This window comes from Microlunatus endophyticus (assembly GCF_014646195.1).
GTDB lineage: Bacteria > Actinomycetota > Actinomycetes > Propionibacteriales > Propionibacteriaceae > Microlunatus > Microlunatus endophyticus.
In genome coordinates this window covers 204,541-221,163 of the sequence record NZ_BMMZ01000002.1, presented here as the reverse complement: position 1 = coordinate 221,163, position 16,623 = coordinate 204,541, and the positions used below count along the sequence as shown (strand labels likewise).

Here is a 16,623-nt window from a genome sequence, read left to right as displayed (position 1 = left end):
GAACTCCGGGTCCTGAAAGCGTGTGGAGGGCTCTTACGGGCTGCGCACCCAATCGGTCAGGGTGGCGACTCCGAGATCGGTCAGCCGGTAGATCTTGGAGTCCGGTCGACCGTCGTTGACCACGACCTCGTACTGCACCCAACCGGAATCGACCATCCGTGCCAGCAGCCGGTAGACCTGACTCAGGTGCACCTTGTTCTTCAGGAACCGGCCTTCGACCTCGAGGTGTTTGGCCAGGTCGTAGCCGCTGAAGGGCCGCCAGGACAGCAATCCCAAGATCACGTATTCGAACTTCATCGTCCCTGTTCGCAGTTCTGCATCAGTTCATATGTGAGAACTCACATATGAAGAGTGTTATATGCGACCACGGCATACGTTGTCAATAATCCCGCCCTGAGCAGCAGGGAATACCGGGCTTATTTTCAGACTTCGGTTTCAAGCTTTGTCGGCCAGCGACCGCAGTGAGCTGATCATGGAGTCCGGGTCGTCGGCGCCGAAGACCGCCGAGCCGGCGACGAACGCGTCCGCACCGGCGCCGGCGGCGCGCTCGATGGTCTCGGCCGAGACTCCCCCGTCGACCTGGAGCCAGATGTCGCCGCCGCGCCCGTTGATCAACTCCCGGGCCTTGGTGATCTTGGGCAACGTGAGGTCCAGGAACTTCTGGCCGCCGAAGCCTGGCTCGACAGTCATGATCAGGATCATGTCGATCTCGGCCAGCAGTTCGGCGTACGGCTCGACCGGGGTCGCCGGTTTCAGCGCCATCCCGACTCTGGCGCCCTTCGACCGCAGCTCACGAGCCAACCGGACCGGCGCCTTGGCTGCCTCGAGGTGGAAGGTCACCGACTCCGCTCCGGCCTCCGCATAGGCCGGTGCCCAGACATCGGGGTCCTCGATCATCAGATGGATGTCGAGGAACTTGTCGGTGATCGTGCGGATCGCCTCCACCACCGGCAGGCCGAGCGTCAGATTCGGGACGAAATGGTTGTCCATCACGTCGATGTGCAACGCGTCGGCGCCGGGCACCCGCTCGATCTCGCGTTGCAGGTTGGCGAAATCGGCCGACAGGATGCTCGGCATGATCTTGTTCCTACGATTGCTGGCTTCCGGCACGCGGTAAGTCTATCGGGCCGCCCGCCCCGACTCCGTGGCCGCGACGCAGACCTGCAGCGCTCCGGGCTCGACCTCGGCCACCAGCCGGCGGCAGCTGCCCATCGTGTCGCCGTCGAGCTCGTACTCGTCCGGCTCGTCCATCAGCACCTCGACCCGACGCCCGATCAGTTGGTCCACCCGATCTCCGGATCGCTGTCTGCGGGTGATCAGTCGGATCGCGACCCGGATCCAGTGCCGGAGCCGGGTCGGGCTGGCTACCACAACGTCGATCAGCCCGTCGTCGGGCTTGGCGTTCGGGATCAGCTCGATCTGGCCCTGGATCGCTCCGACGTTGCCGACCAGGCAGATCATCGCCCGGCGCCGCAGCACCGGGCCGTTGTCAACCCTGATCCGCATCGTCCGCGGCTCCCGGCCCAGCTCCCGGGCGGCTGCGACCACATAGGCCAGTGAACCGGTCTTGTCCTTGAGCACAGAGTCACTGCTGCTCATGATCGCGGCGTCCAGCCCGATGCCGGCCATCACCGCGAACCGGTCGGACACCCCGTCGTCGGTGGTGATCCGGACCAGGTCGAGACTGCGCGTCCGCTGGCCGAGGGCGACGTCCACTGCCTCGGGCTCGGTCAGCGGGATGCCGAGATTGCGCGCCAGCAGATTGGCGGTCCCGGCGGGAATGATGCCGAGCGACGCGTCGGAGTCGGCCAGCCCGGAGGCGACCGCCCGGACGGTGCCGTCGCCGCCCGCCGCCAGCACCCGCCGGGCCCCGTCGGAGACCGCCTGTCGGGCCACTGCACGCCCGGGGTCATCCGTACTGGTCTCGAGCCATACCGGATCGGCCCAGCCGGCCCTCCGGGCACGCTCGGTGAGCAGTTCGGCGAACCGATCGCTGATCTTGGCCGGATTGGAGATGACGGCCAGCCGCCGATCGGTCATCTGCGACCGGCCTGGGTGCAGCCGTCCTCGGGAGTCACGGGCGAAGCCGCAGTGGGGATCGTCGTGTCGGTCACCACCGCTCAGTACCCACACTGCGCCGTGGCTCGCGGATCACAGCCGGCGAACGAGCGCCAGGAACATCGCATCGGTGCCGTGGCGGTGCGGCCACAGCTGGAGGAACGCTCCCAACGCAGCGTCCGGTACCTCGGGGACCAGCGCGGGGGCGTCGAGCAACTCCAGGTCCTCGCGTCCGGCCAACGCCTCCTCGACGACGACCGCTGTCTCGTCGTGATGCGGCGAACAGGTGACATAGGCGACCACTCCACCGGGCCGCACGGACTGTAGTGCCGACCCGAGCAGTGCGCGCTGCAGCGGATGCAGCTCGGTGACCGCCTCGGGCGGCCGCCGCCAGCGGGACTCCGGTCTGCGCCGCAGCGCGCCCAGGCCGGTACAGGGGACGTCGGCCAGCACCCGGGCGAACGAGTCCGGTTTCCACGGCGGGCAGGTGCCGTCGGCGGCGAGCACGACGCGACCGCCGTCGGCGGGATAGCCCCGGAGAGCGGACTGCACCAGTGCGGCCCGGTGCCGGGCCGGCTCGCTCGCGACGAAGAGAGCGCCTTGGGCGCCGGCCAGCCCGGCGAGCAGGGCCGACTTGCCACCCGGCCCGGCACACAGGTCCAGCCACGGGCCGGGCCCGGCTGCGGCCCGCGCCAAGGCCAGGGCGACCAGCTGCGAGCCCTCGTCCTGGACGCCGGCCCGCCCTTCCCGGACAGCCGGCAGTCGACCGGGATCCCCGGTGATCGTCGCGGCGTACGGGGACCACCGCCCGGCTTCGGCACCATCGGCCTCCAACTCCTCGACCGAGGCGAGCCCGGGGCGTACGGCCAGGGTGGTGACCGGCTGGGTGTTGTTGGCCAGCAGCGCGGTCTCGACCTCCTCGGCGGGCAGCAGGTCGGCGTAGCAGTCGACGATCCACCGTGGATGCGCCGTTCGCAGCGCCAGGGCGTCCCGGTCGTCGAGACCGGCGGACAGCTCGGCCACCCAGTCGTCGTAGGAGCGCACGGTGATCCTGCGCAACACGGCGTTGACCAGCCCGGTCACCCGACGGCCCACCGTCGCCGCCGCTAGTTCCACCGTGGCCGAGACTGCGGCGCGGTCCGGCAGCCGCATCGACAGCACCTGGTGCGCGCCGAGCCGAAGCAGATCGACCACGGCCGGCTGCAGCGACGACAGTCCGCGGCCTGATGCCGCTTCGATGATCACGTCGTAGCTGCCCTGCAGCCGGCAAGTGCCGGACAGGAGTTCCGTGGCGAAGGCAGCGTCGCGTACCGACAATCTGCGTTCCCGCAGCAACCGAGCCAGCACGAGGTTGGCGTACGCGTCCTGGCTGTGCACCTCGCGCAACGCGTCGAAGGCCAGCGTGCGTGCCGGATCGCTGGCACCGGAGCGGGCCTGGTTCCGTGGACTCATTCGCCCAGTGACTCATCGGGGACGAATTGCACCCCGCGGGCCCAATCCGCCGCCTGCATGGGCTTCTTGCCTTGTGCCTGGACCCGTCCGAGCAGCAGACTCCCCCGACCGGTACCGACCCGGACCGATCGCTTCGTGACCTCGAGGACCCCCGGACCAAGATCATCACGATCATCGGGAGTAGCAGAGTTGATCTTGAAACGCTCGTTGCGGAAAGTGCTCCAGGCCCCGGGCGCCGGGTAGCAGCCGCGGATCAGCCGGTCGACCGTCAACGCGCTGTCGGCCCAGTTGATCTTGGCGTCCTCGACGGTGATCTTGGGCGCCGGACTGATCCCCTCGGTCGGCTGCGGTACCGGCTCGAGATCGCCGGCGGCGATGCCGTCCAGGGTTTCCACCAGCAGCCGCGCTCCCGAGACCGACAATCGTTGCAGCAGGTCGCCGGCGGTGTCCGTGGGGCCGATCGGTTCGGTGATCGTCCGGTAGACCGGCCCGGCGTCGAGCTCCCTGACCAGCGAGAAGGTCGCGGCCCCGGTGACCGGGTCGCCGTTGATCACCGCATGTTGCACCGGGGCGGCCCCGCGCCAGGCCGGCAACAACGAGAAGTGCAAGTTCACCCACCCGTGGGCCGGGATGTCGATCACCTGTTGCGGGATCAACGCCCCGTACGCGACCACCGGGCAGCAGTCCGGGGCCAGTTCGGTCAGCCGGGCGATGAAGTCGGGGTCCCGGGGACGTTCCGGTCTCAGGATCTCCAGTCCTTCGCGGGCGGCCCGCTCGGCGACCGGACTCGCCTGCAACCGGCGGCCGCGGCCACTGGGGGCATCCGGCCGGGTGACGACCGCGACCACCTCGTGGTCGGATTCCAGCAATGCCTGCAGCGACGGCACGGCCACGTCCGGGGTTCCGGCGAAGACAAGTCTCACGCCGGCCGAGTCTAGAGGGATCATGCTGCAAGCAGGCCGTGATCGGCGGCTCGCTCAGCCGATCTCCACCGGATCAACCTGGATCCGCAACGCTCCCTCGGCCTTCTTCGCCGAGCGTGTGGCACTGACCGCCTTCACGGCAGCCGTCAGCCGGTTCCCCACGGTCAGCGGCGAGCGCAGGGTGAGTCTGTTGATCATGACGTCGCCGGTGGCGTTCGGGCCGAGTTCGACCGGCCCGAGGATCTCGGTCGGCTCCGGTGGTTCGAGCAGCCCGGTGAAGTCGGCCAGTGACTCCGTCCTGCCGTCCACGGTGATCAGCTTCACCGCCGGCGGAAACCGCGCCTCGGCGCGCTCGGCCAGCTCCCGCGCGGCGAATCCGGCTGGATCCGTACGCACCAAAGCCTGCAGCGGGCGGGACCCGGTGTCCCCCACGGCGATCACGGTCCCGCCCTGTTCACCCGGGCGGACCAGCGCCGTGACGTTGAGCCACCGCCGCAGCCCCTCCTCCGACGCCCGCAGGTCGGCACGCAGCAGCATCAGCCCGGTGTCGAGCAGGACAGCGGCCGCATAGCCGTCGTCGGCCGGGGGTTCGGCACCCGGCGTGGCCACGACCAGGGCCGGGGTCGACGGCACCCGGTCCAGCACGCTGCCGCCCATCGACTGGCGCACCGTCGTCGACGGGAACGCGCGGCCCAGCTCCTCGGCGGTCCGGGCGGCGCCGACGACCGGCGCCCGCCAACGCCGGAATCCACAGGTCGGGCACTGCCATTGCGGCAGCATCCGCCCGCACCACCGGCAGGACAGCATGACCGTACGGCCGTAGTCGTCCGCACCGTGGTCGGCGCGGCCCGCCCGGACCGGGCCGTGACAGTGGCCACAGCGCACCGGCTCCCGGCAGTCCTGACAGACCAGGCTGGTCAGGTAGCCCGCCCGGGGCACTTGCACCAGGACCGGCCCGGCCGCCAGCCCGACCCGGATGGTCTCGAAGACATCGTGCGGCAGCCGCGCTGCCCGAGCCGCGGGGTCCCGCGCCAGCGCCTGGTCGGTGTCGGCGGCGATCCGGGTCCGCGGCGCGGTCCGGCGCAGCTGACCGCGCTCCGCGACCAGCGGGATCAACCACTGCCGGTTGACCATTCGCTGCACCTCGCAGCTGCGGCTGTAGCCGGCGATCAGGACCGCAGCCCCGACGTCGGCGGCCCGGATCGCCAGCACCTCCCGGGCATGCGGATACGGCGCCCGCTGCTCGGCCAGCAGGTCGTCGCCGTCGTCGTACAGGGCCACCAGGCTGAGATCGCGGACCGGTGCGAAGGCGGCCGCACGCGTCCCGATCACCACCCGGACATCGCCGCGGACTGCTGCCAGGAAGGCCCGGTAGCGGGCCGCGGGTCCCAGATCCGCGGTGAGCGCGACGAATCCCTGCTCGCCGAGCAACTCCCGGCATGCGACCCGGAGCCGGTCGAGATCACGCAGGTCCGGGACGATCAGCAGACTCCCCCGGCCTGCTTCCAGGGTCGCGGCCGCTGCGGTAGCGAGTCCGGCGGCCCAGTCGCCGACCGGGTCGGCCGCCGGCATCAGCTGCCAGGCAGCCCGCGGACTGTCGCCCCGGCGCAGTGCCGCCAGGAACGCCGGTCCGGTCGGGTACCCGGCGAACGGCCCGTCGCCCGGCTGCGGCGCCACCGGGGGCCGCTGCGGCCTGGTCGCCTTCTCAGTTGCCGCGTGGCGAGGTGGCACCGCAAGCCGCAGCACATCGGCGTACGAGCCGGCGTAGTGATCGGCCACCGAACGGACCAGGCGGTCGACCTCGGGAGTCAGCACCGGTTCGGCGGACACGACCTTGTACAGCGGCGCCAGGGTGCCGGCATGGTCGGTGTCGGCCGCCCGTTCGAGGATGAAACCGTCCCGCAACTTGCCGGCGAACCGCACCCGGACCCGGGCACCGGGCACCGCGTCGAGATCCTGGGCGGCCGTCACCGCGTAATCGAAGGGCCGGTCCAGGTGCGGCAGCGATACATCGACCACGACCCGCGCGACCGGATTCTCCGGCGGCTCGACGGGAGTAGGCGACACAGCGGACAGGCTCTCATATCTCGCCCACGTTTCAGTCCGGTGCCGACGGAGCCGGTTTCCCGGCGCAACGGTAGGGATGTCGTACCCTACGAGGATGATGCGCGACCTGTACGGCCTCCGGCTCACCACCGGTGAGCAGGCCGGCCGCGCCTACAACGAGGCGATCGCGGCCGTGCTGCGGCTGCACCCGGGAGCCATCGGCGGCGCTTCCCGCGCGATCGCTCTCGATCCGACCTTCGCCCTCGGTCATGCGGCTGTGGCCCTGCTCGGCTACGAGTTCGGTGAGCGGGTCGACATCTCGGCCCGGCTGGCCGCAGCGCGCCGCCACGCAGTGGGAGCCACCGAGCGTGAACGCAGTCACGTGCACGCCGTCGAGCGCCATGTCGGCGGTGACTCCGGCCCGCTGCTGCGGCACCTGGAGCAGTGGCCGGCCGACTCCCTGTTGCTGTCCGTTGCCGTTCCGACCATCGCCTTCACCGGTGCACCGATCCTGCCCGGTCAGGCCTGGGACCTGGTCGAGAGCTGCCGGCCGGCCTACGGCGACGACTGGTGGTTCACCGGATTGCTGGCCTTCATGCGGCAGGAACAGCACCGGTTCGACGAGGCCATGGACCTCGCCTGCCGATCGCTGGACGCCGAGCCTGCCGGCGGCCACGCGGCTCACGCCCGCGCGCACGCCCATTACGAGACCGGCGACCACGTCAGCGGGTTGGCCTGGATGGACGACTGGATCACCCACGACGGCCGGACCGTTGAACGGCTGGCGCACTTCTCCTGGCATGCCGCGATGCACGAGCTGTCCCTGGGCGACCTCGACGCGGTTGCCCGGCGCTACGACGACCAGCTGCAGCCCACCCCCGCGCTGGGCTGCCGGGCCCTGGTCGATTCCGGCTCGCTGCTGTGGCGCTGGTCGATCACACCGGGTGCCGACGGCGTGCCACCGATCGACGACGTGCTGGCGATCGCGCCGGACGTGGTGGCCGCACCCCCGACGGCGTTCATGGCGATGCATGTGGCCGTGGCGCACTGCGCGGCCGGTGACACCGCTGCGCTCGTCTCGCTCGAATCATGGTGTGCCCGCAGCGACAACCGCTGCATCCGCGAGGTCTGTACGCCGCTGACCCAGGCGCTGCGCCGGCTGGCGTCCGGCGATCCCGGCAAGGCGGCCGATGACCTGGCCGCGATCGAGTCCCAGCTGTGGCGGGTCGGTGGCAGCGAGGCGCAGCGGGAGATCGTCGAGGAGACCCGGATCGCCGCACTGCTCCGCGCCGGGCGCTACCTCGAGGCCCGGGACGTACTGGATACACGGCTCGACCGTCGGCATTCGCCGCGGGACCGCCGCTGGCGGGATGAGGCCGCCAGTTCGCTGCCTGCGTCCTCGGCACCACGGATCCGCAAGCTCAGACTTTGATCTTGCGGAAGCCCCGGAGGCGGGCGTACGGAACTGAGGTCGGTCAGCCCTTGACGGCGGCGGCCAGCGCATTAGCGCGGTCGGTCGCCTCCCAGGTGAATTCCGGCAGCTCGCGACCGAAGTGCCCGTATGCCGCGGTCGCGGCGAAGATCGGACGCTTCAGCTGCAGATCGTGCACGATGGCACCCGGACGCAGGTCGAAGACCTCGAGGACCGCGGCCTGGATCTGCTCGACCGGTACCTTCTCGGTGCCGAAGGTGTCGACGTAGAAGCCGACCGGGTGGGCCTTGCCGATCGCGTACGCGACCTGGCACTCGCATCTCTCGGCCAGACCCGCCTTGACGACGTTCTTGGCGACCCAGCGCATCGCGTACGCCGCTGACCGGTCGACCTTGGACGGATCCTTGCCGGAGAATGCGCCGCCCCCGTGCCGGGCGTAGCCGCCGTAGGTGTCGACGATGATCTTGCGACCGGTCAGACCGGCATCACCCATCGGGCCGCCGATCTCGAACCGGCCGGTCGGGTTGACCAGCAGCTTGTAGTCGCTGGCGTCGATCTCGTACTTCTCGAGCACCGGCGCAACGACGTGCTTGCGGACGTCGGGGCTCAGCACCGCGTCGAGGTCGATGTCGGCGGCATGCTGGCTGGAGACGACGACGGTGTCCAGCCGGACCGGCGTGTCGCCCTCGTACTCGATGGTGACCTGGGTCTTGCCGTCGGGCCGCAGGTAGGCCATCTCACCGTTCTTGCGCACCGCGCTCAGCTGCTCGGCCAGCCGGTGGGCCAGATCGATCGGCAGCGGCATCAGGGTCGGCGTCTCGCTGCAGGCGAAGCCGAACATCAGGCCCTGGTCGCCGGCGCCCTGGAAGTCGAAGTCATCGGCCGTCTCGCCGGACCGGCCCTCGAAGGACTTGTCCACGCCCTGGGCGATATCCGGAGACTGCTGACCGATGGCGACCTGGACACCGCAGGAGGCACCGTCGAAGCCCTTGGTCGAGGAGTCGTAGCCGATCTTGAGGATCCGGTCCCGGACAATCCGCGGGATCTCGACGTAGGCCTTGGTCGACACCTCGCCGGCCACCACCACCAGCCCGGTCGTGTTCAGGGTCTCGACCGCGACACGGCTCTCGGGGTCCTGCTCCAGGAGCGCGTCCAGCACGGAGTCGCTGATCTGGTCGGAAATCTTGTCGGGGTGCCCCTCCGTCACAGACTCCGAGGTGAAAAGTCGAGTCGCCATCCGCGATTGCCTCTCCTAGATACGCCGCAGAACCGCCGCGGTCACTACATGTCCGCGCCAGCTTAACGGCGCGACCGGATTTTTCCGGCTGCATCCCAGATGTGGTGGGCCAACAAGTCCTTGGATCCGGCGACCGCGTGCGGCTGGCTGGCAGCTCCATCGTCGGGTGCGTCGTCAGCACCGCTGTCGGTGTCGGCGACCAGCAGCCGGATCTCGGAGTCGGACCGTCCGAAGACCCGCCCGCCGCCGACCGCGTTGAGCACCAGCAGGTCGCAGCCCTTGCGAGCGAGCTTGGCTCGTCCCAGCTCGATCAGCTGCTCGGGATCGGGCGCCGTCTCCGCCGCGAATCCGACGATGACCTGATCTGGATCGGTGCGCTCGGTGACCAGCCGCAGGAGGATGTCGGGATTCTGCACCAGGTGCAGATCAAGTTCCTGTTCGGCGGAGGTCTTCTTGATCTTCTGGCCGGCGGCAGTCTCCGGGCGGAAGTCGGCGGGCGCGGCGCTCATCACGATGATGTCCGCCTCGGCTGCGTACTTGAGCATCTGCTCCTGCAGCTCGGCCGTCGTCCCGACAACGGACACAGCGGCTGCGGCGGGGTCTGGCAGCTCGACATTCGCTGCAACCAGCTGGACCTTGGCACCGCGCAGCACGGCAGCGCGTGCGAGGGCGTACCCCATCAGTCCGGAGGACGCGTTGCCGATGAACCGCACCGGGTCGATCGGCTCCCGGGTCCCCCCGGCGCTGATCAGGACCCGCAGCCCGGCGAGATCGCGGGCCGACGCGGGTGCCGCGAGTTCGGGTCGGTCCAGCAGCACCTGGGCGATGGCGGCCAGCTCGGCGGCTTCGGGGAGCCGGCCGGGGCCGCTGTCGGCCCCGGTCAGCCGGCCGGAGGCCGGATCGACGACGATTGCGCCGCGCTGCCGCAACGTGGCGACATTGGCCTGGGTCGCCGGGTGGCGCCACATCTCGGTGTGCATGGCCGGCGCGTACAGCACCGGGCAGGTGGCGGTCAGTAGGCAGTTGGTGAGCAGGTCATCGGCCCGGCCGGCTGCCGCACGGGCCAGCAGGTCGGCCGTCGCCGGGGCGACCACGACCAGATCGGCCTGCCGCCCGAGCCTCACGTGCGGGACCGACGCCGGGTCGTCGAAGACCTGGGTCGTGACCGGGTTTCCGGACAGTGCCGCCCAGGTTGCCGCGCCGACGAATTTCAGTGCAGCCTCGGTGGGCACGACCGTGACCTCGTGGCCGGACTCCTTGAGCCTGCGCAGCAGCTCCGCAGCCTTGTACGCCGCGATGCCACCGGCGACGCCCAACAGGATCCGGCTCATCGTGTCGGCGTGCTTTTCTGCAGTCGGATGCCTGGCCCGATGCGGCGGGTCAGGCGCTCGGCTCGGTGTCGTCGAAGCCGGCCGGGATGTCCTCGACAGCACTCAGCCCGAGATTCTCCTCGCCGGGCACGTTGCCCTCGTCGTCGGTCTCGGTGCACTGCAGGACTCCGGCGTTCACCTCGCGCAGCGCGATGGACAGCGGCTTCTCCTGGACGCCGGTCTCGACCAGCGGGCCGACGTGCTCCAACAGCCCTTCACCGAGCTGGCTGTAGTAGGAGTTGATCTGCCGGGCGCGCTTGGCGGCGAACAGCACCAGCCGATACTTCGAGTCGGTCTTGGTCAGCAGTTCGTCGATCGGCGGGTTGTTGATGCCCTGGAACGCGGTCTGGTTGTCGGTCAAGATGCCCCTTAAAAGCGGGATGGAGTGTGGCTCTGGGACCCGATCACGGAGGTGATCTGATGGCACGCCAAAGACGCACGGAGTCACAGGTGTAGCAAGTCTACCAACTCCTGGACCGCCTGCTCGACATCACGATTGACGATCGTGTGGTCGAATTCGCCCTGCGCTGCCATCTCCTGCTGGGCGGTCTGCATCCGTCGCTGCTGTTCGGCCACGTCCTCGGTGCCGCGGACCTGCTGGCGCCGGAGCAACTCCTCCCAGGTCGGCGGTGCCAGGAAGACGAAGCGTGCCTCCGGCCAACTGGCGCGGACCTGCCGCGCGCCCTGCAGGTCCACCTCGAGGATCGCGGGCCGCCCGGCCTCCAACGCGTCCAGCAGCGGTTGCCGCGGGGTGCCGTACCGATGTGCGCCGTGCACGATGGCCCACTCCAGCAGGGCGCCGGAGGCGATCAACTCGTCGAATTCGGCCTCAGAGACGAAGAGATAGTGCACACCGTCCTGCTCGCCGGGCCGTGGCCGGCGCGTCGTGGCGGAGACCGAGATGAAGACCTCCGGATGGACCTCGCGCAACCGGTTCATCACCGTGCCCTTGCCGACCGCCGAGGGACCGGAGAGAACGACCAGACGGCTGGTGTCGATGCCCACGCCCTAGGCCTCGTCGGTGCCGAATTCGGCGATCAGGCCATCGATCTGGTGTTTACCCAGTCCACGCAACCGGCGGTTGGAGGCAATCTTCAACCGCTCCATCACCTTGGTGGCACGGACCTCGCCGACCCGCGGTTGCGACTTGAGGACATCCACAACCTTGGTGTGCGCGATCACCTCGTCCGTACCTGCCAGGCGCAACACGTCCTGGATCGTCAGCTCGCCGGTACGCAGCCGGTCTTTGACCTCTGCCCGGCGCCGACGCGCTTGCGTCGCAGCGTCGCGTGCCTGCTGGCGCTGTTCCTCGCTCAGGTGTGGGATCGGCACAAGAACAACTCCATCAACTGATCACGGCTACTCGGGTGAAAACCTACCGTGACCTGCGCCGATGGTCGATCCCGGCCCGGTCGCACGATCCCGCCGTCAATCCCACCGTCAATCCCACCGTCGATCCCGCCGGCGATCAGTCGGTTGCTTGCACGATCCAGATCCAGTTCCCGTCGGGATCGGTGACCGAGAACATCTTCGGCACCGGGCCCTCACCGCCCAGCGGTTGGCCGACCTCGATGCCGGCGGTGGCCGTGAGACGCTCGTACTCCGCGTTCACATCGGACGCGACGACGCCGATGGAGCCGCCACCCGGCGCACCGCCCATCGGCAGGTTCAGTGCGAGCACGGCTTCCGAGCCCGGTGGGGCGACCTCGACCCAGCGGCCGGCGTCGTCGCCTTCGGTGAACCTGGTCTCCGATCGAAGCTCCCAGCCCAGCCTCTGGGTGTAGAACGCGATCGCGACGTCCTGGTCCGCGACGGCGAACATCGCGGTGCTGATGCCGGTGACAGTGGTCATGCCATGAGCCTCCCACCGGGTGCCGATGTCAACAAGGCCTGCCCGGAAGCGCCGTCAGGGAGGGACCGTGCTGTTCGATTGGTGTCGGTTCCGCTGGTCCAGCATCGAGCGCAGCCAATTTCCTCCAGGCAAGGGATCCTGGATTGCTGATGGTGAATCGCAGGTCACTCCGCGCGCGGTCGATCCATCTATGCCTCCACGACAAGCCGGATGATCAGACCATGATCAACTCAACTTCCGGGACAGCTTCAGCCCCGTGACCTTGCGAGGGCGGGGTAAGCCTGCCTCGCCGCCGTTTCCGGCGTCGATTCGTAACCGGCATCCCGGTAACGGTCGTTTCCGTTACGACGAACCTGTTGCGTATGACACACCCTTGCAGACATCGGAGCCGGACGGGTCTCGCGGCATCGGTAACTCCGCTGGTCACCGGGCGCGGCCCCCGGGTAGAACGTCTTGCAGAGCCGCTGGTTTTGTGACCGAGGATGGTCTGCCCCCGGGGCGACACGCCGTGGCGGCTCGATCGTCGGCGACAGAATCAGCGAAGATAGAAACAGCGATCTTGTCCGGCCAAGGATCGTTGCCGGCACCCGATCGTTTTGGGACGGTGCGCCCGCCCCTGTGGATTCCTAGCCTGATGGGCGTGGCTGCGAATTACCGCGTGAAGATTGCCCTGCCGCCGGCGGTCCGCAATCGGGTCAACGTCAACATGTCCAAGGAGCTGGCTGTCGGCGTGGGCAGCGGTCCGCGGGGCGCGAATGGGCCGAGCACGAAGTCGCCGGGTGGGAGAACCTCGACCCCGATGTCGCGGCTCACCTCGACGTGGCGACGACGGCGGTCGAACGCATCGGCGCGACGATTCCGGAGGGCGCGACCCGGGCAGTGCTGTACCAGCCGCCCTACGACAACCCGAGCGTGATCGACTTCAGCTGCTCCGCCGTCGATGAGCCGACGCCGGCGAGTGCGCCGCTACGGGAGCAGCGCGCGGACGGCGGCTGGGTGTTGCGCAGCCCTGGGCCGCATCACGAGCTGCAGGCGACTCCGTCGGGGGCCACCGCGCCTGCGAAGGAAGCTCGGCGTTCTGTTCAGGCGTGCTGTGCTGACCGAGCAGGTGTTCGGGTTCTTCCGGCAGCTGTTGGACTTCATCGACTTCTGGTCAGTAGACGGCCGAGTCTGGAGATCGTTATCGGGAAAGGGACCTTCGGCTCGACGTCTGGCGAACCAGCTGCATGCCGCGCGGGGCTCCGAAACCAGCGACAACCTGTTCCGACCGATCCAAACCGGTTGCGGCCGGTCCGCACAAGTCTCCACCATGGCGGGGTGCCGACCCCGCCGTTCGTTCCCGCGCTCGACCTCAGCCGCGACTTCTACCGCGAGGTGGTCGCCCGGCTTCTTCGCGATCACCGGCACAGCGCCGCATTGTTCGGCACCGGCTCCGAAGTACTCGGTTACGACACAGACCGGTCGACCGACCACGACTGGGGTCCGCGGTTGCAGATCTTCGTCGAACCGGACGCCGTCGAGACAGCCAGGGCGGCGCTGGCGGGCCGGCTGCCGGATCGCTTCCGTGATCGGCCGACGCGCATCGGTTCGGACGAGCGGGCACCCGCCCACCGGGTCGACGTGCAGCCGTTGGGGTCGTGGCTGGTAGGACAGCTCGGTGTCGATCCCAGAGGTGGTCTGGACAATCTGGACTGGCTGGCGATCCCGCAACAGCAACTGCTCGGGGTGACGCGTGGCGCCGTCTACGCCGATCCCGATCGCGAACTCCAGTCCGTACGCGATCGGCTGGCCTGGTATCCGCACGACGTCTGGCTCTGGCTGCTGGCCTGCCAGTGGACCCGGATCTTCCAGGAGATCGCCTTCGTCGGACGAGCCGCCGAGGTCGGTGACGATCTCGGGTCGAAGATCATCGCCGCCCGGTTGGCGCGCGAGGTGATGCGGCTACGCCTCTTGCAGCACCGGAACTACTGGCCCTACACCAAATGGTTCGGATCGGCCTTCGCCGGGCTGCCGGACAGCGACGGGCTGGCAGCCGCACTCGGGCAAGCGGTCGATGCTGTCGACTACCCCACCCGGGAAGCCGGCCTGGTCCGGGCGTACAAGATCATCGCGACCGCGCACGATGATCTTGGGATCACCGATCGGATCGACTGGTCGATCGGATGCTATTTCACCCGGCCGTATGCGGTATTGCACGGAGAATTCGCCACGGCCTGTCGTGCCGCGATCGCCGATGATCAACTTCGCCGGCTGCCCCTGGTCGGCTCGGTCGACCAGTTCGTTGACTCCACCGACGTGCTGTCCTCAGCAGCCCGGTCCCGACTGCTGCGCGACTACTGGGACCGGCTTGGGCGCTCGGAATGATCAGCCGAGAGACTGCTGGGTCTCCTCGACAGCGGCGCGGATCCCCGCGACCCCGGGACCGGCATTGAGGATGCCGCGACTGTTGGAAGGGATGACCAGTGGGTAGGCGTCACCGAAGATCTTCCGCAGGTCGTCCGCGGTCCCGCCCTGGGTGCCCAGACCGGGTGCCAGGATGCTGCCGTTGAGTGCGGCGAAGTCCAACCCGGTACCGGGATCGATGGTGGCGCCGACGACGACGCCGACGCTCCCCCACTCGCCTCTCACCGCGGCGTCGGCATTGTGACCGGCGGCGAAGTCGATCATGGCCTGGCTGATCGTGCCGCCCTCGGGGCTGGCCGCCTGCTGGACCGTCACACCTTCGGGATTGCTGGTGGCCGCCAGCACGTAGACGCCCCGCCCGGACCGCTCAGCCTGTGCGATCGCCCCGTCCAGCGACCCCGGACCGAGGAACGGACTGGCCGTCATCGCATCAACAGCCAGCGACGAGCCGTCGGTCAGATAGGCGGCAGTGTAGGCGTCCATCGTCGACCCGATGTCGCCACGCTTGACGTCCAGCAGCACCAGGACGCCGGCCTCGCGGGCATCGGAGATCAGCAGCTCGAGCACCGCGATCCCCGCCGAACCGTACGCCTCGAAGAACGCCGACTGCGGCTTGACGATCGCGACCCGGCCGGCGACGGCTTCGATCATGGTCCGTGCGCAGCGCTCCAGGCCGTAGGCATCCCGCGGGAGGTCCCAGCGATCGAGGACGCCCGGATGCGGGTCGATGCCGACACACAGCGGGCCGTAGCGGGCAACAGCCGTACGCAGCCGTTCGCCGTAGGAGCCAGTCATAGCGAGACCTCCTGATTGATGCGGTCGATCAGACCGGGACCGTGATAGATGAAGCCGGTCAGCACTTGCAGCAGCCGGGCACCGGCGTCGAGCATCGCCCGGGCGTCGGCCGCCGACTCGATCCCGCCGACGCCGATGATCGGCAGGTCGGTCCGGGCCGCGAGATGGGCGACAACCTGCCGAGCCCGCCGGGTCAGCGGTGCACCGGACAGCCCACCCGCCTCGGCCGCGAGCTCAAGATCAGCAGGGCCGATGCCGTCACGCGACAGCGTGGTGTTCGTCGCAATCAGTCCTTGGACGCCGGTGCTACCGCACACCTCGAGCACCTCGTCCAGCGCCGACTCGCTCAGGTCCGGGGCGATCTTGACGAAGATCGGCACCGGGCCCGATTTGTCGATTGTGATCGCCTCCGCTGTCAGGGCCGTCAGCAGATCGGTCAGGGATTCCTTGTCCTGCAGGGATCGCAGGCCGGGCGTGTTCGGGCTGGAGACGTTGACCGCGACGTAATCGGCGCGGTCGGCCAGCAGTCGGAAGGACGTCAGGTAGTCATCGACGGCGTGCTCCAGCGGCGTGATCTTGGTCTTGCCGATCGAGACCCCGACCGGAATGCCGAGCGCGTTGTTGCCCCGTCGTACGCCGGCGGCGGCCAGCGTGCGTGCCAGAGCCGCTGCTCCGAGGTTGTTGAAGCCCATTCTGTTGATCACCGCCCGGCTCTGGGCGAGCCGCCACAGTCTGGGCTGCGGGTTGCCCGGTTGTGCCTGGGAGGTGACGGTGCCGAGCTCGGCGAAACCGAATCCGAGACTTCCCCACATCCGCGCCGCAACGCCGTTCTTGTCCAGACCCCCCGCCAGGCCGACGATCCCCGGGAACTCGATGCCGGCAACCCGGACCGGACGCCGGTGCCGGTTGAACAACCCGGCAGCTGCTACCCGCGCCGGCCCGAGCCGTCCCGCGACTGCGAGTGCACGGAGCGTCACCTCATGGGCCCGCTCGGCGTCCATCCGGAAGATCAACGGCCGGGCAATGCCGCGGTAGGCCCGCTCGATGCCGCTCAT

Annotated in this window: 16 protein-coding genes; 2 read left to right on the top strand and 14 right to left on the bottom strand. The window is 69.1% G+C overall.

What is annotated here, in order from left to right; all coding sequences use genetic code 11:
• Positions 1-33: 33 nt before the first annotated feature.
• The 6 genes from IEY07_RS04710 to IEY07_RS04685 form a co-directional block, all read right to left on the bottom strand.
• Positions 34-297 (bottom strand): PadR family transcriptional regulator, encoded by a 264-nt coding sequence (locus IEY07_RS04710; RefSeq protein WP_188894024.1) that lies wholly within the window; start codon positions 295-297, stop codon positions 34-36.
• A 138-nt stretch (positions 298-435) separates the two neighbouring features.
• Positions 436-1,110, bottom strand: coding sequence for a ribulose-phosphate 3-epimerase (rpe, locus tag IEY07_RS04705; protein ID WP_268239187.1), 675 nt, complete (start codon positions 1,108-1,110; stop codon positions 436-438).
• A 9-nt stretch (positions 1,111-1,119) separates the two neighbouring features.
• Positions 1,120-2,040: a diacylglycerol/lipid kinase family protein gene (locus tag IEY07_RS04700; RefSeq protein WP_188894022.1), complete on the bottom strand. Its 921-nt coding sequence runs from the start codon at positions 2,038-2,040 to the stop codon at positions 1,120-1,122.
• Positions 2,041-2,151: 111 nt separating this feature from the next.
• The gene (locus tag IEY07_RS04695; RefSeq protein ID WP_188894021.1) at positions 2,152-3,510 is read right to left on the bottom strand and encodes an RsmB/NOP family class I SAM-dependent RNA methyltransferase; all 1,359 of its coding nucleotides are present in this window, start codon (positions 3,508-3,510) and stop codon (positions 2,152-2,154) included.
• Positions 3,507-4,433 carry a methionyl-tRNA formyltransferase gene (fmt, locus tag IEY07_RS04690; RefSeq protein WP_188894020.1) on the bottom strand — a complete coding sequence of 309 codons (927 nt, stop codon included), beginning with the start codon at positions 4,431-4,433 and terminating at the stop codon, positions 3,507-3,509. Before fmt ends, IEY07_RS04695 begins: the two co-directional genes overlap by 4 nt.
• A 54-nt stretch (positions 4,434-4,487) precedes the next feature.
• Positions 4,488-6,500 (bottom strand): primosomal protein N', encoded by a 2,013-nt coding sequence (locus IEY07_RS04685; protein ID WP_188894019.1) that lies wholly within the window; start codon positions 6,498-6,500, stop codon positions 4,488-4,490.
• A 94-nt stretch (positions 6,501-6,594) separates the two neighbouring features.
• On the opposite strand from IEY07_RS04685, the gene IEY07_RS04680 reads away from it, so the two are divergent.
• Entirely contained in the window at positions 6,595-7,911 is a 1,317-nt protein-coding gene (locus tag IEY07_RS04680) for a tetratricopeptide repeat protein (RefSeq protein ID WP_188894018.1), read from the top strand.
• A 43-nt stretch (positions 7,912-7,954) separates the two neighbouring features.
• Here IEY07_RS04680 and metK read toward each other — a convergent pair whose 3' ends face one another.
• From metK to IEY07_RS04650, 6 genes are all read right to left on the bottom strand, one after another.
• Positions 7,955-9,148 carry a methionine adenosyltransferase gene (metK, locus tag IEY07_RS04675; RefSeq protein ID WP_188894017.1) on the bottom strand — a complete coding sequence of 398 codons (1,194 nt, stop codon included), beginning with the start codon at positions 9,146-9,148 and terminating at the stop codon, positions 7,955-7,957.
• Positions 9,149-9,210: 62 nt separating this feature from the next.
• Positions 9,211-10,581 carry a bifunctional phosphopantothenoylcysteine decarboxylase/phosphopantothenate--cysteine ligase CoaBC gene (gene coaBC, locus IEY07_RS04670; protein WP_505745399.1) on the bottom strand — a complete coding sequence of 457 codons (1,371 nt, stop codon included), beginning with the start codon at positions 10,579-10,581 and terminating at the stop codon, positions 9,211-9,213.
• Entirely contained in the window at positions 10,529-10,879 is a 351-nt protein-coding gene (gene rpoZ / locus IEY07_RS04665) for a DNA-directed RNA polymerase subunit omega (RefSeq protein WP_229669718.1), read from the bottom strand. The genes coaBC and rpoZ overlap by 53 nt, the downstream gene beginning before the upstream one ends.
• Positions 10,880-10,962: 83 nt before the next feature.
• Complete coding sequence (gene gmk / locus IEY07_RS04660) at positions 10,963-11,523, bottom strand: guanylate kinase (protein ID WP_188894015.1); 561 nt, start codon at positions 11,521-11,523, stop codon at positions 10,963-10,965.
• Positions 11,524-11,526: 3 nt separating this feature from the next.
• Complete coding sequence (gene mihF / locus IEY07_RS04655) at positions 11,527-11,850, bottom strand: integration host factor, actinobacterial type (protein WP_188894014.1); 324 nt, start codon at positions 11,848-11,850, stop codon at positions 11,527-11,529.
• A gap of 136 nt (positions 11,851-11,986) precedes the next feature.
• A complete protein-coding gene (locus IEY07_RS04650; RefSeq protein WP_188894013.1) occupies positions 11,987-12,370 on the bottom strand; it encodes a VOC family protein in 384 nt (127 codons plus the stop codon).
• 1,317 nt (positions 12,371-13,687) lie between these two features.
• Here IEY07_RS04650 and IEY07_RS04645 point away from each other — a divergent pair.
• Positions 13,688-14,734, top strand: coding sequence for a DUF4037 domain-containing protein (locus IEY07_RS04645; protein ID WP_188894012.1), 1,047 nt, complete (start codon positions 13,688-13,690; stop codon positions 14,732-14,734).
• On the opposite strand, the gene pyrF is transcribed toward IEY07_RS04645, so the two are convergent.
• Both pyrF and IEY07_RS04635 read right to left on the bottom strand, forming a co-directional pair.
• The gene (gene pyrF / locus IEY07_RS04640) at positions 14,735-15,568 is read right to left on the bottom strand and encodes an orotidine-5'-phosphate decarboxylase (RefSeq protein ID WP_188894011.1); all 834 of its coding nucleotides are present in this window, start codon (positions 15,566-15,568) and stop codon (positions 14,735-14,737) included. It abuts the gene before it with no gap.
• Positions 15,565-16,623, bottom strand: a complete 1,059-nt coding sequence (locus tag IEY07_RS04635) for a quinone-dependent dihydroorotate dehydrogenase (RefSeq protein ID WP_188894010.1) — start codon at positions 16,621-16,623, stop codon at positions 15,565-15,567. The genes pyrF and IEY07_RS04635 overlap by 4 nt, the downstream gene beginning before the upstream one ends.